This window comes from Salsipaludibacter albus (assembly GCF_019798055.1).
GTDB lineage: Bacteria > Actinomycetota > Nitriliruptoria > Nitriliruptorales > Nitriliruptoraceae > Salsipaludibacter > Salsipaludibacter albus.
Genome location: NZ_JAHOPH010000009.1, coordinates 66,035 through 79,941 on the forward strand (window position 1 = coordinate 66,035; position 13,907 = coordinate 79,941).

The following is a 13,907-nucleotide window of genomic DNA, read 5'->3' on the forward strand; positions in this document are numbered from 1 at the left end:
CACCGTCCGCGAGCCGTTACCATTCACAGCCGCCTCATTCGGGGGTGGTGTAATCGGTAACACGGCTGGTTCTGGTCCAGTTATTGAGGGTTCGAGTCCTTCCCCCCGAGCTGTCAGTGGTATCCTCCGCTGAACAACTCGCCCCGCGTACCTTGCGGGGCGAACACGTGTCCTGCCCCCGTCGTCTAGCGGCCGAGGACGCCGCCCTCTCAAGGCGGTAACGTGGGTTCAAATCCCATCGGGGGTACGTCTCGAAGCCCTGCCGTCATTGACGGCGGGGTTTCGCGCGTTCACGGGGTCTTCAGCAGGTCGGGGGCGTAGCGCTCCAGCATCTCGATGGCGAACGCCACCTTGTCCTCGCTCCGCTGCCCACTGGGATGTGCCGAACTCCACAGCTCCAGGTTCTCCAGCCGATTGTCCGTCCGGTCCCCGTTGACGTGGTGGACGGTTTCGTCTGCGAACAAGGCGCGGCCGAGATGCCGTGCCATGACCAACCGATGTTCGGCCATGGCACTCGCGCCGTTCGCGAGGTCACGGTCCGAGCCGGCCACGGGGACGAACCAGTACCCGTGGCTCAGCCACCCCTGACCGGTCACGACGCGGATCGGCTCGTTCTCGACCGGGTGGCCGTGGACCAGGACCCGGCGATAGTGAGTCTGACAGAAACCCCGGGCATGACTCGGTCGTGTGCATCCATCTGCTCGGCAGTCCTGCATGGATCGCAGGGGCACGCCGGCGCGGACGTCCCCATGGGCGCGCCACCGCTGGTAGTGAGCGTGGCACCACCCGCGGCTCTTGGACTGCCGGTCGCAACCGTCGACGGCACAGGGAGCTGGTGGGGCGCCGTCCGTCGGCACGCCGGTCCGGTACCAGCGCTTGTAGTGCATCGAGCACCAGCTCCGGGCGTAGTGCGGACGGTGGCAGCCCGCGACGGTGCACCTCCGAGGTGCGTGGCTGCCGCTCATGGACTCCACCCGTCGTCCAACGGTGCGTGGCGTCACGCCGTCGCATCGTGAACGGCGGCGATCGTTGACGACGCTACGAGCCGACCGGCGGGCACAGGATGGCGATACGACGACGTGTGGACAAGCGTCGTCGCGCGTGTCCCGTCAGGCGGCGCGGGCGTGGGGGATCGGGGGGTGGTCGAGGAGGAAGGTGACCGCGTCGTCCGGGTCGTCGACGAGCGCCAGCATGCCGGTGTCGGCGAACAGGGGACGAGCAGGGGCAGGGCGGGCTGCTGTTCGGTCCAGAAGTGCCGTCCGACGAACACCATGGGACTCACCAGGCCGTGCAGGCCGTAGAAGTTCTGGCAGGCGTCCTGGAACACCTCTTGGAGGGTGCCGGCGCTCCCGGGCGCGCGGACCATCCGGTGGCCGCCCATGGAATCCGCTCGGGGGTACGTCTCGAAGGCCCTGTCGTCCACGACGACAGGGTCTTCTTCGTTGCTGGCTCGGCAGGACCGACCGCCGCGCGTGCCACGCGGTCGTGCCGCCTGGATCGCGCTGCCCCTCGACTGCCGGCGAGGTCAGGGAAGTTCCAAGTCGGCGAGTTGTCGACGGGAGTTGAGGCCGAGCTTCTGGAAGATGTTGCGCAGGTGGGCGTCGATCGTGCGGGGGCTGAGGAACAGTTGTGCGGCGACCTCCTTGGAGGTTGCTCCGGTGGCCACGAGCCGGGCAACGTGCGTTTCCTGGGGGGTGAGCGCGTCGGTCGGGCGGGCGGTTCGGCTGCGTGGCTGCTCGCCGGTGGCGCGCAGCTCGCGTGCGGCTCGGGTGGCGAACGCGTCCGCGCCCATGTCCGAAAGAAGCTCGTGTGCGGTGCGAAGCTGTTCACGGGCGTCCCGGCGCCGGCCCTCGCGGCGCAGCCACTCGCCGTAGACCAGGTGGGCGCGGGCCAGGTGGGTGGCCATCCGGCAGCGGCCGAGTCGTTCGATCGCCTCGCGGTAGTGCTCCTCGGCGGTGGGCCCCGTGCTGGTCAGCGCGCGCGACCGCGCCGCCAGCCCGAGCGCCCATTGCGTACCGCTGGCACGGGCCCGGATCTCGAGTTGCTCCATCGCCGCGGGCTCGGGCTGGCCGGCGCGGGCGGCCGCCTCGATGAGTTCGGGCAGCGCAACGCTGCTGAACGCCAGCTCGTCGTATTCGCACGCCGCCGCCGCGGCGGCGAGCGCGGCGTCGTAGTGGCCCAGCCCGTTGTGCAGGTATGCCAGCGAAACCTGCGACGAACCGACCGCGGAACCTTCACCTCGCTTCGTCGCGTCCTTGACGATGGTCGAGTAGAGGTCCAATGTCTCTGCCTGGCGGCCGCGCCAGGCAGCCAGGACGAGCCTGGCGTTGGGTATGAGCGGGGCACCCGTTGCCTGCGTGATCGCGTCCTCCTCCGCCAACAGCTCGGCGACACGGGCAAACTCGCCGGTGAGCACGAGCACGGAGGACAAGGCGTTGAGCGCGGGGGCGAGCGTGGTCAGGGCGCCTGCCTCGCGGCCGAGGCGGACGGCGCGGCTGGCCAGGACGTAGAGCGCCTCGTCGTCCCAAAGCATGGCCGCGACGTGGCAGGCCAGCCACAGCCAGGGGCGGCTGTCGTCGCCGGTTCGCGAGTCGCGGGTACGCAGTGCCTCCAGGGCCTGTTGCAGGGTGGGAACGCTCGCCTCGTAGCCCTGCGTGAACCTGATGGCCAGTCCGTCCAGCAGGAGATCGACCGGCCGCGGCGGCGTTGGCGTTGCAGGCGCGTCCAGGGCGGCCTCGGCCACGTCCACCAGCCCTCGGCCTCGGCCGAGACGACCAGCGTGGAAGGAGGCCTCGAGTGCCTGCAGGTAGGTCTCACGGGCCAGCGCGGCGTCCATCGGGCCCAGCGTCCTGGCGGCGTCGAGCAGCAATCCTGGTGCGTCGCCGCCGCGTGTGGTGTGGAACGCGATCTGGGCACGCAGCAACGCGGCACGGGCGAGTTGCCTGTCGTCCAGCGGTCCGCTCGCCGCGACCGCAAGCAGCTCCAGGGCGGCGTCGGATGCACCGGCTTCGTGCTTGGCGTACGCGGCATCCAGCGCACGTGTCGATCGGCGTCTGGGCTCGGGGGTCAGTTCGGCGGCGCGCTGCAGGAACGCAGCAGCCGCGGCCAGGCCGCCACGGGCACGTGCGCGCCCAGCCGAGCGCTCCAGCTCCGCCGCGACCGTCTCATCGGTGCCGAGCGTCGCTTGCGCCCGGTGCCACGCCCGCCGGTCGGGGTGACCGACCGGGTCGGTCGCGACCGCCAGTGCGCGGTGTGCGTGGCGACGGTCCGCAGCCGTGGCGGCCCGGTAGACCGCCGAGCGCACCAGCGGATGACGAAACCGCACCCGGCTGTCGACGGTCAGCAAGCCGGCGTCTTCCGCCGGCGCGGCGGCCTCGTCGGCGATCCCCAGGTTCCCGGCCGCGCGCCACAGCAGGGCCACGTCGCCGGTCGGCTCGGCCGCGGCGACCAGCAGGAGCAGCTGGGTGTCGGCCCGCAGGCTCGTCGAGTGGCGCCGGAAGCCCGCTTCGATCCGGCGCGGGACGTCCAGTGCATCCGGCAGCTCGAACCCGCCCGCGAGCTCCACGAGTTGAGAGCTGTGCGGCAACTCGAGGAGTGCAAGTGGGTTGCCGCGCGCCTCGGCCACCACCCGGTCGCGCACCTGGTCGTCCATGGGTGTGTGGACCGCCGCGTCCAGCAGCGACCGTGCATCGGTCTCACCGAGCCCCTCCAGGTGCAACTCCGGCAAGCCCGCGAACGGGTCGACGTCCGCGTCGCCGAGATCGCGCAGCGCGAACACCATCGCGATCCGCTCGGCCTCCACCCGGCGGGCCACGAACGCCAGCACCTGCGCGGACACCTCGTCCAGCCACTGGGCGTCGTCCACCACGCACAGCAACGGCCCGTCCTCGGCGGCCTCGGCCAGCAGGTTCAGGGTGGCCAGCCCCACCAGGAACTGGTCCGGCGCCGCACCATCCCGCAACCCGAGCGCCACGCCCAGGGCCGCCTGCTGCGGCTCGGGCAGCGCCCCCACGCGGTCGAGCATCCCGGCGCACACCTGGTGCAGCCCGCCGCAGGCGAACTGCGCCTCGGACTCGATCCCGGCTGCCTCCTCCACGCGGAAACCGAAGCCGTCGGCAGTGGCCGTGTCGCGGGCGTGGTCCAGCAGCGCGGTCTTGCCGATGCCGGCCTCCCCGCGCACCACCAGCACGCCGCTGCGGCCGGCCCGTGCTCCCACCAGCAGTTGCTCGACCACCTCGTGTTCGGTGCGCCGGCCCAGGATCACCAAGCTGGTCCTCGTCGTGGATGCCCGACCGCGGCCCGCCGGCTGTGTGCCCGCACGACCAGCCGCGCCTCGGTCGCGACGAGACTAGGCGACGGTCATCGAGGCAGGTCGAGGCGCTGCTGTCCACGCCGGGTCGGATCAGGGCCTGGTGCCCCTCATGGCTGGACCGCCCCGTCCGCACGGGCGACCGCCCGGTCACGGAGCGCGGCGTTCATCGCGGCGAACCCGGGCTCGGTGTCGTCGAGCACCCGGCCCATCACCGGGACGAGCAGCCCGCTGAACACCTCGCGCTGGACGAACCGGGTCCCACCCTCCGGCGGCGACACCAGGCGGAGTTCGTGGTCGCCGTCGAAGATGCCCGGGACGCCGAGCCGGCCCCGCCAGCGAACGAAGGTGCCCTCCTCGATCGCGAGCACGGTGGGTCGGAAGGTCAGCGATCGTCCTCCGGGCCGGATGGTCACCGTCAGCTGCTCGCCGACGGCCAGCCGTCCGGACAGTTGGGTCATGAACGGGTTCCACTCGTCGTAGCGGTCGGTTTCGGCCAGGACCTGCCAGACGGTGTCCGGGGGTGCGGGGATGTGGACGTCGTGCTCGACGATTCTCATGCGGGCTCCTTGCTCCTGTGTGTGGTCGCGTCATGCGTGCCGTGCCGGGGCCATCACGGACCGAGCCGTGGTGGGGCGGTGTCTCGCCGAGCCGGACGCGTGTCGTGTCCCCAGGTTCGCCCGATGGTCACCCCCTCGCATCGGTGAAGGCCACCTATGTCGTCGACCCGAGGTCGTGACGGGATGAACGAGAACGCGGATGTACGTACGGGACTAGGTGACGGTCACCGATGCGAACTGCCGGCGTGCAGGAGAGCCTCGTGACATGGCAACGACGAGTCGACCGACCCCAACCCCACAGGGCCCCGTGATGACCAGCATCGACACCCTGAGGCGTCCCGCCTCTGCTGGCCCCGACGCGGGTCCCGTGATCGCCGTGGATGCGCTGGACGTGAGGTACGGGGAGTTCCACGCGGTCAAGGACCTGTCGTTGCGGGTCGAGCGGGGCGAGGTCTACGCGCTGCTCGGGACGAACGGGGCGGGCAAGACCTCGGCCCTGGAGGTGATCGAGGGCCACCGGACGGCGTCGTCGGGCACGGTCCGCGTGTTCGGCGAACACCCGTCGGACCGACGCACGGTGCGACCCCGGATGGGGATCATGCTGCAGGAGAGCGGGTTCTCGCCTGACCTGACCGTCTCCGAGTCCGCACGGCTGATCGGTGCACTGACCGGGCGGTCGGACACCGTCGAGCGGGTGCTGGAGGTCGTCGACCTCTCCCGCAGGTCCGACACCAGGGTCTCGCAGTTGTCGGGCGGCGAGAAACGCCGTCTGGACTTCGCCACCGCCGTTGTACGGGCGACCCGAGCTGATCGTCCTCGACGAGCCCACGACGGGTCTGGACATCCGGTCCCGCGACGCGGTGTGGGGCGCCGTCGAACAGCTGCGTGAGGACGGTTCGACGATCCTGCTGACGACGCACTACCTGGAGGAGGCCCAGCAGCACGCCGACCGCGTCGGGCTGATGCACCGGGGCGTCCTGCAGGCCCAGGGCACCGTGTCCGAGCTGACCCGCATGCTCCCGGCGTCGATCCACTTCTCGCTTCCACCCGACGTCCCGGCACCGCCGATGCGGACCGTCGCCGGAGCGGACCAGTCCTACCTGGTCGAGACCTTCGACCTGCAGGCCGACCTCAAGGTGCTGCTCGACTGGGCGGCCGCACACGATGTCGAACTTCGTGAGCTGTCCGCTGCGCCGACCCGCCTCGACGACGTCTTCCGCGCCATCGACGCCGACCCGGCATCCGCCTGACCCTGCAACGTCACCGGGCAAACACGAACGGACACCGGAATGATCCCCATCGCCCACAGCGAACTCGTCCAGATCTTCCGCAACCGGGCCGTGCTGCTCACCGGCCTCGTCATGCCGGTCGCGGCCAGCGCCTTCTTCCTCGTCAACCGCGACACGTTCGAGCGGATCGGCAGCCTCGGCTACATCGCGGCCGTCGTCGTCGTCACGATCGCCGCGTTCAGCCTCTACGCCACGACCGTGACCACGTTGGCCACCCGCCGGCAGGACCTGTTCCTCAAGCGGATGCGCTCGACCGCGGCCGCCGACCCGACCATCCTGACCGGACTGGTGCTCCCGGTCAGCGTCATCTCCGCGCTGCAGGTGACCGTGATCCTGGTGGTGTTCGCCGCCGTCAGCGGCACGCCGGCCAACGTCGCGCTCCTCGCCGTGGCGGTGCTCGCGACGTGGGCGATGATGCTCGCGCTGGGGCTGGCCACGGCCGGCGTGACGGACTCGCCCGAGCAGGCCCAGGTCACCTCACTGCCGCTGAGCCTGGGCGTGGTCGCCGTGACCAGCTGGGTCGGCATCACCGGCACCGCCGACCTTCCGTGGCTCAAGCGCCTGCTGCCCGGAGGATCGGCCGCCGAGCTGGTCGTCGATGCCTGGGACGGCGGCGCAGCCCTCACCGACTCACTCACCCTGCTCGTGCCGACCCTGTCGTGGGTCGTCGTGGCGATCGCCCTCGCCACGAAGATGTTCCGCTGGGAACCCCGCCGGTGACCCACCGCCAGCACCACGGCACCCACCACCCAACCAGGAAGGACCTGACATGCCACACGTCACCGTCGGGCGCGAGAACAGCGCCGACATCCGAATCCACTACAACGACCACGGCGAGGGACGGCCGATCGTCCTGATCCACGGCTACCCACTCGACGGCAACTCGTGGGAGCGCCAGGAACGCGCCCTGCTCGCCGCCGGCTTCCGCTGCATCAGCTACGACCGACGCGGGTTCGGGAAGTCCTCGCAGCCGACCACCGGCTACGACTACGACACGTTCGCCGCCGACCTCAAGGCGCTGCTCGACCACCTCGCGCTCGAACGCGACGTCGTCCTCGCGGGCTTCTCGATGGGCACCGGCGAGGTCACCCGCTACCTGGGCACCTACGGGTCCGGCGGGGTCAGCCACGCGGTGCTGCTCGGCGTGGTGCCGCCGTTCCTCCTGCAGACCGACGACAACCCCGAGGGCGTGCCCGGTGACGTCTTCGAGGGCATCAAGCAGGCGATCGTCGCCGACCGCTACGCCTACTTCGACACCTTCTTCGCCGACTTCTTCAACACCGACGTGCTCGCACCGGAGCGCATCGACGCCGCCGCGCTGCGCGCCGCCTTCCAGGTCGCCTCGGGCTCGTCGCCCTACGCCACCCACGCCTGTGTGGACACCTGGCTGACCGACTTCCGCGACGACCTGCCACGCATCGACGTCCCGACGCTGGTCGTGCACGGCACCGCCGACCGGATCCTGCCCTTCGACGCCACCGCAGGTCGCCTCCGCGACGACGAGCTCATCGCCGACCTGACCGTGGTCGAGGTTCCCGACGGGCCGCACGCCATCGGGTGGACCCACCCCGACGAGGTCAATGACGCACTGCTGGCCTTCCTGGCCCGCTGAACACGCGGGCGGGAGTCGCCCCGGAAGCGCGCACCCGACGTTCAGCGATCAGCGGACTCGAAGGTCACGACGATGAGAAGAAGCGATGCCACCAGTGGTCACCCAGGGGCCTGGCCGAGCCTGCGCGTGGACGACTGGGTTGACACCCGCGACACGCTGCACATGTGGACCCAGGTCATCGGCAAGATCCGGCTGGCCAAGGCACCGATGGTCAACCACTGGTGGCAGGTCCCGTTGTACGTCAGCCCCCGAGGCCTGACGACCTCCAACATCCCCGACGGCACCGGCAGTTTCGACATCGAGTTCGACTTCCACACCCACCAGCTCACGATCGACACCGACCACGGCGAGCGGCGCACCGTGAGCCTGGAACCCAAGTCGGTCGCGACGTTCCACGCAGAGGTCATGGCCGCACTGGACACGCTCGGCGTCGACGTGACGATCCGCACCACCCCCACCGAGGTCGAACGGGCCATCCCGTTCGAACACGACGACGAGCACGCCAGCTACGACCCCGACGCGGCCCACCTGTTCTGGCGACAGCTGGTGCAGGCCGACCGCGTGCTGGGCGAGTTCCGGTCGCGGTTCATCGGCAAGGTCAGTCCCGTGCACGTCTTCTGGGGTGGGCTGGACCTGGCGTGCACCCGCTTCTCCGGCCGCACCGCACCACCCCACCCGGGAGGCGCCCCCAACTGTGGCGACTGGGTCATGGTCGAGGGCTACTCCCACGAACTGTCCAGCTGCGGGTTCTGGCCCGGCGGCTCCGACGAGGGCAGCTTCTACGCCTACGCCTACCCCGAACCCGACGGCTTCGCCGACCACCCCGTCGAGCCGTCCGCCGCCCACTACCACCACGAGGGCGGCCAGTTCCTGCTGCCCTACGAGGCCGTGCGGACCGCCCCCGACCCCGACGCCACCCTGCTCGACTTCCTCCAGACCACCTATGAAGCGGCCGCCGACCACGGCGACTGGGACCGCGACGTGCTCGAGGACGACCCCGTCCGACGAGCCAACCCACGCTGACGAACCGAGGACCCGTCAGGGGTGGGGGATCGGGGGATGGTCGAGGAGGAAGGCGACCGCGTCGTCCGGCTCGTCGACGAGCGCCAGCATGCCGGTGTCGGCGAACAGGCGGCCCAGCAGCGGCCAGGCGGGCAGGGTCTCGGTCCAGAAGGGCCGTCCCACGAACACCATCGGACTCACCAGGCCGTGCAGGCCGTAGAAGTTCTGGCAGGCGTCCTGGAACACCTCCTGGAGGGTGCCCGCGCTCCCGGGGAAGAACACCACCCCGTGCCGCGCGATCGCGAGCAACCCGTGCTCGCGCACCGAGTTCTGGAAGTACTTCGCATGGTGGGTCGCCAGCGGGGTGGGTGGCTCGTGACCGTAGAACCACGTCGGCACGCCCAGCGACACGCCGGGCTCGTCGCAGGTCGCGTCGTGCACGGCGAACGCCGGGCGTTGCCAGGCGTGCAGGCGTGTCAGGACGTCGAGGTCGACCGCACCGTCGGCAGCGACGACCCCCCCGACGCCGTCGGGGAAGGACGGGACGCTGGCGAGCGTGTCCAGGTGCGTGACGACCTCGGACCAGTCGCGCGTGGCCGTCCTGGCCCCGAGGTGGGTCGCCTCCATCGCCCCGGGACCGCCACCGGAGGTCGGGACGATGCCTGCGCCGGCCAGCGCGCGGGCCACCCGCACGACCCCGACGTAGGGCGCGTCGTCGGCGGTCGCGCGGACCATCCGGTGGCCGCCCATGATCCCGACCAGCCGGCGCGAGGTCGTGAAGCCGTCGAGGGCGTCGGAGATCGACGAGTCGTGGATCGCCTGCGCCACGGCGTGGATGTGGCTGGCGCGGTCCCGCCCGGCTGCCACCCAGGCCCGGTAGACCGCGAAGTCGTGGGTGGCCGCGTAGGACGCGGGGTCGGCGGGATCGAAGCCGGCCAGCAGGTCGTCGCCGTACAGCCGGGTCCGGAAGGGCTGGACCGGGATCGCGTCGGACTCCATCACCCGGCCAGCTCGTCGACCACGGCGACGACCCGGTCGAAGAAGGCCGACCCGGCATCGAGGACGTCGTAGTGGCCGGCGTCGACCGCCTCGACCCGTGCCCGCCCTCCGGCAGCCACCGCTGCGTCCGCGTAGGCCTCTGCCTGGGTGATCGGCACGCTGTCGTCGTCGCGTCCGTGCACCAGCACGACCGGGACGTCCAGCGGCACGTCCTCGATGGGCGAGGCCGAGCGCCAGCGCTCGGGGAACTCGTCGGGCTCGCCACCCATCAGGTCCAGCGTGGCCGTGCCCCCGTCCGACAGGTGTCGCGCGTGTGCGTCGTGGAGGTCGGTGACGGCCCCGATCGGGACGACCCCCGCCAACGCGACGCCGGTGTGCGCGGCCGCCCACAGCGCCAGGTGGCCTCCGGCCGAGTGGCCGGTCAGCACGACCCGGCCCGGATCGAGCCGCTGCTCGTCCACGAGCCGGGGGACCAGGTCGAGCGCGTCCCGGGCGTCGTCGAGGGTGCCGGGCCAGCCGCCGCCGTCGTTGCCGACCCGGCGGTACTCGACGTTGCAGGTCGCGTAGCCGGCCCGCCGCATCCCGGCGCAGAACGGCCGTGCGTGGTCCAGGGCGTACTCGGCACGCCAGAACCCCCCGTGCAGGTGCACGACCAGGGGGACACGGCCCTCGACGTCCGGGCGGCGGAACTCGACCCACTGGTGGGGCGACGACCCGTAGGTCAGACGTGTCGCAGCACGCACGCTGGATCGCCGATCGGTCGGGGACGGCGGAGTGTAGGCCGACCCGGGTCGGACGCACCCGGTCGGTGGCCGGCCCCGCGACCACGCCTGGGCCACCTGGTCACCCGGCAGCCTCGACGGTGGTGACGGGGACGTCGACGACCTGCCCGATCCGGGTCGGCAGATCCACCTTCAGCCACCGGGAGATGCCGGCGGGCAGGGTCGAGACCAGTACCTCGTCGTAGTCGTCGCGGAGGAAGCAGGTCGTCACCGAGTTCAGGGCGTTGGTGGTGCCCACTTCACCCGTGGCCGTTCCGCCGTGCTCCTCGACCAGCGCGATCATCTGCTCCAGCCGATGCTCGGCCCGTCGGTTGGCCTCCTCCAGGGCGTCGTCCCGGGAGCCGCGGTCCGGGATCGCGAAGGACGGGTTCCACACCACCCGCCGGTCGTGCTCCAGTCCGGGCCTGGTGACCGGCACGACGACGTGGAACCGGTCCCGCCCCTGCTCGATGCGTTGGGTGACCTCGAGCTGCAACTCGGGTCCGCCCAGGGTCTGGTTGGCGACGATGAGGCAGGTCACGATGGGCTCCCCGGTCGGTCACTCCACCATGCCGAATCGACGGACACGCCGTCAAGGGCCGATGCGCCACGTCACCCAAGACTCGAGGCCCTGTCCATGCGCCGGGACAGCAGCCCGGTTCCCACCCAGGCGCCGACGGCCACGACCGCGAACACCCCCAGGCTCAGGGGCAGCGACAGTGCGCCCTGGGCCGTCGCGGTCGCCACGGCGACACCGCCGAGGACGAGTGGCGCCGACGGGACGACCGCCGCCCCGAGCTCGACGGCCACGACGTCGCGATCGTCGGGGTCGGCCAGCGAGACCAGGGCCAGCCCCGACGACACGGTCCCGGTCACGGTCCCGAACAGGGCCAGGCCACGCGTGAACCGATGGGGCTGCGGCAGGCGGCGGGTGACCAGGACGACCGTCGCGATCGTCGCCGCCACGGTGGTGACGACCAGCACGGCGAGGGGGAGGGCATCGGCGGCGATGCTGGCCCACGCCAGCGACGCGAGGATCGCCACCGTGAGCCCGTCCACGGCCGCGACCGCGATGCGACGCTGCGGCTCGGCCGGGATCCGCCGGCCGGTCCGTTCCACGAGTGTGCGCACGCCCAGCCCAACGAGCAGGGCGAGGAAGAACAGGATCCCCAGCACGGTGTCGCGCACCTCCGCGCCGCCCAGTCCGGCCAGCGCGCCGACCAGCACGTACAGCACGACGTAGCCGGCCACGACGAGCGCGACGGACCCCACCAGCGACCATGGCGCGACGTGGTCCTGCACGTCAGGCGCGCGGGTCGTCCGGTCGGGTCCACCGCGACGTCGCCCGTGCAGCCGCAGGGCCCACAGGCCCAGTCCGTAGGCCACGACGAACCCCAGCGAGGCGACGGTCGCACCCAACGACACCGCGTCGGTGAAGCCCGACGACTCCCAGATGCCCCCGATGGACACGGCCTGGCCCGGGCCCTCCTCCAGTCCCATCGGTGCGAGGTAGCCGAACGCGGGGAAGAGGTCCCGGCCGGACGCGCGCCAGACGACGGTGACGAGGCCGCCGACCACGGCCTGCACGGCGAACACCAGCCCTGCCCCCACCCCCAGCCACAGGGCACCCCGCGTCACGCCCGACCGCTCGGAGCGGGTCAGCCCGATCGCCAGGAACGAGATGCCGAACAGGTGGTAGGCCACCTCCTGCCAGGCCTCGATCGACCCCGGGAGCACGTCGAACTGGCGCAGGACCAGCCCCAGGACCCCACCGACGATGGCAGCCGGGACCAGCCCGTCGCGGCGCCGCCCCGTCACCAGCCAGCCGATCGCGTACAGCACCGCGGTGCCCAGCAGTGCGACGAGCATGGGTCCTCCGGGCGTGGGACGGACGGCCACGCCTCCGTGGCCGGCCACCACCGACGGTTCAGGGGGTGAACAGGTCCTCGAGCGTGCTGCGGATGGCCACGGCGCGCAGTTCGGGGGGCAGGGCGTCGAGCGTCGCGTCGATGCGCGCCCGGTCCGCCACCAGGTCGACCTGGCCCAGCAGGTCACCCAGGAGCGCCTCGGCCGCCGCGGGGTCGAGGCCGTCCGGACCCAGCGCGCCGGGGTCGAACCCGTCCGGCAGCAGGGGAGCGGTCGGTCCGGTCTCGTGCACGGCGGCGTCGAGGTCGGCACACAACTGGTCGACCAGGGGGAGGTGGCCGGCGGTCAGGGTGAGGTGCAGGTGCGCGGGCGACGAGCCGTACGCCGGCGTGGGACCGAGGTGCCATCCCCGCGCTCGCATCGCCGCGGCCAACCCGAAGACGTCGGCCTCGGCCTCCATCGTGGTGACCAGCGCCAGCAGGGTGGCGTCGGGTGGGGCGGTCAGGGCGAGCAGCTCGTGGTCGTCCACGAAGGTGGCGACCCGCTCGGTCGCCTCCCGCGCGCGGTGGGCCAGGTCGCGGTAGCCGTCCCGGCCCAGCAGGCGGACCACGGCCCACGCGGCGGCCAGCGGCCCGCCCGACTTCGTCGACTGCATCGTCGGGTTGACCAGCGGATAGCCGGTCCAGTGGGTCGAGGTCGCGTACTGCCAGCGTCGGTGGGCGGCGTCGACGTACAGGGCGATCGACGCGCCCTTGGTCGTGTAGCCGTACTTGTGGAGGTCCAGCGAGATCGAGGTGACGCCGTCGACGTCGAAGCCGAAGGCCGGCGCGCCGTCCAGGAAGGGCATCGTCAGCCCGCCCATGCACGCGTCGACGTGCAGCCACAGGCCCTGCTCGCGCGTTCGGGCGGCGATCTCCTCGATCGGGTCCACGACGCCGTGGGCGAACTGCGGGGCGGACGTCACCACCATCGCGGTGGCCTCGTCGGTGGCGGCCAGCAGCGTGTCCGGGTCGGCGCGGTGGTCGTTGCCGGCCGCCACGCTGCGGACGTCGAGGTCGAAGTACGCCGCGGCCTTGTGGAACGCGGCGTGGGCACTGTCGGCCAGGACCAGGTTGACGGTGCGGTTTGGGTCGCCCAGCTCGTCGCGTCGTGCGTCCCGGGCGGCCTTGACGGCCAGCAGGATCGACTCGGTGCCCCCGGACGTGAACGAGCCGACCACGTGGTCGGCGCCCCCGACGAGGTCGCGACAGAACGTGACGAGGTCGTTCTCGAACCGGGCGAACGAGGCGAACACCGTCGGGTCCAGGCCGTTCGCCCCCGAGAAGCGCTGGTGGGCCTCGTGTCCGAGGGCGACCAGGTCGGCGGCGACGTCGTCGCTGGGGTGGAACACGTAGGAGAAGAACCGGTCGCTGTCCCAGGGCGGGTCGCTCGCCGCCACGGTGTCGAGCTCGGCCAGGACGTCGTCGATGGATGTCATGGGGCGCAGCGTAGGCTGGCCGGCGGTGGCAG

Annotated in this window: 11 protein-coding genes, 2 tRNA genes and 1 pseudogene; 6 read left to right on the forward strand and 8 right to left on the reverse strand. The window is 71.7% G+C overall.

Features of this window, described 5'->3' with window-relative positions; genetic code table 11:
* Nucleotides 1–38: 38 nt before the first annotated feature.
* Together KR546_RS07535 and KR546_RS07540 are read left to right on the forward strand one after the other, a co-directional pair.
* Nucleotides 39–110 (forward strand) — tRNA-Gln (locus KR546_RS07535).
* Nucleotides 111–174: 64 nt separating this feature from the next.
* Nucleotides 175–247, forward strand: a tRNA-Glu gene (locus KR546_RS07540).
* Between the two features lie 43 nt (nt 248–290).
* Here KR546_RS07540 and KR546_RS07545 read toward each other — a convergent pair.
* The 3 genes from KR546_RS07545 to KR546_RS07555 form a co-directional block, all read right to left on the reverse strand.
* Entirely contained in the window at nt 291–596 is a 306-nt protein-coding gene (locus tag KR546_RS07545; RefSeq protein WP_238444094.1) for an HNH endonuclease, read from the reverse strand.
* Nucleotides 597–1,525: 929 nt separating this feature from the next.
* Nucleotides 1,526–4,264, reverse strand: a complete 2,739-nt coding sequence (locus KR546_RS07550; RefSeq protein WP_238444095.1) for a LuxR C-terminal-related transcriptional regulator — start codon at nt 4,262–4,264, stop codon at nt 1,526–1,528.
* Between the two features lie 155 nt (nt 4,265–4,419).
* The gene (locus KR546_RS07555; protein WP_238444096.1) at nt 4,420–4,869 is read right to left on the reverse strand and encodes an SRPBCC domain-containing protein; all 450 of its coding nucleotides are present in this window, start codon (nt 4,867–4,869) and stop codon (nt 4,420–4,422) included.
* Nucleotides 4,870–5,179: 310 nt separating this feature from the next.
* On the opposite strand from KR546_RS07555, the pseudogene KR546_RS19920 reads away from it, so the two are divergent.
* The 4 genes and pseudogenes from KR546_RS19920 (at nt 5,180) to KR546_RS07575 (ending at nt 8,793) form a co-directional block, all read left to right on the forward strand.
* Nucleotides 5,180–6,119 (forward strand): annotated as a pseudogene (locus tag KR546_RS19920) (ABC transporter ATP-binding protein).
* A gap of 39 nt (nt 6,120–6,158) precedes the next feature.
* On the forward strand, nt 6,159–6,878 hold the full coding sequence (locus tag KR546_RS07565; RefSeq protein ID WP_238444097.1) for an ABC transporter permease: 720 nt from the start codon (nt 6,159–6,161) through the stop codon (nt 6,876–6,878).
* Nucleotides 6,879–6,927: 49 nt separating this feature from the next.
* A complete protein-coding gene (locus KR546_RS07570) occupies nt 6,928–7,770 on the forward strand; it encodes an alpha/beta fold hydrolase (protein WP_238444098.1) in 843 nt (280 codons plus the stop codon).
* Between the two features lie 72 nt (nt 7,771–7,842).
* Nucleotides 7,843–8,793: a DUF5996 family protein gene (locus KR546_RS07575; RefSeq protein ID WP_238444099.1), complete on the forward strand. Its 951-nt coding sequence runs from the start codon at nt 7,843–7,845 to the stop codon at nt 8,791–8,793.
* Between the two features lie 15 nt (nt 8,794–8,808).
* On the opposite strand, the gene KR546_RS07580 is transcribed toward KR546_RS07575, so the two are convergent.
* From KR546_RS07580 to KR546_RS07600, 5 genes are all read right to left on the reverse strand, one after another.
* Nucleotides 8,809–9,774, reverse strand: coding sequence for an LOG family protein (locus KR546_RS07580; protein ID WP_238444100.1), 966 nt, complete (start codon nt 9,772–9,774; stop codon nt 8,809–8,811).
* Entirely contained in the window at nt 9,771–10,514 is a 744-nt protein-coding gene (locus KR546_RS07585) for an alpha/beta hydrolase family protein (RefSeq protein WP_238444101.1), read from the reverse strand. The genes KR546_RS07580 and KR546_RS07585 overlap by 4 nt, the downstream gene beginning before the upstream one ends.
* 100 nt (nt 10,515–10,614) lie before the next feature.
* Nucleotides 10,615–11,073, reverse strand: a complete 459-nt coding sequence (locus KR546_RS07590; protein WP_238444102.1) for a hypothetical protein — start codon at nt 11,071–11,073, stop codon at nt 10,615–10,617.
* Nucleotides 11,074–11,144: 71 nt separating this feature from the next.
* Entirely contained in the window at nt 11,145–12,401 is a 1,257-nt protein-coding gene (locus KR546_RS07595) for a sodium/glutamate symporter family protein (protein ID WP_238444103.1), read from the reverse strand.
* Between the two features lie 58 nt (nt 12,402–12,459).
* Nucleotides 12,460–13,875: a pyridoxal phosphate-dependent decarboxylase family protein gene (locus KR546_RS07600; protein ID WP_238444104.1), complete on the reverse strand. Its 1,416-nt coding sequence runs from the start codon at nt 13,873–13,875 to the stop codon at nt 12,460–12,462.
* Nucleotides 13,876–13,907: the final 32 nt, after the last annotated feature.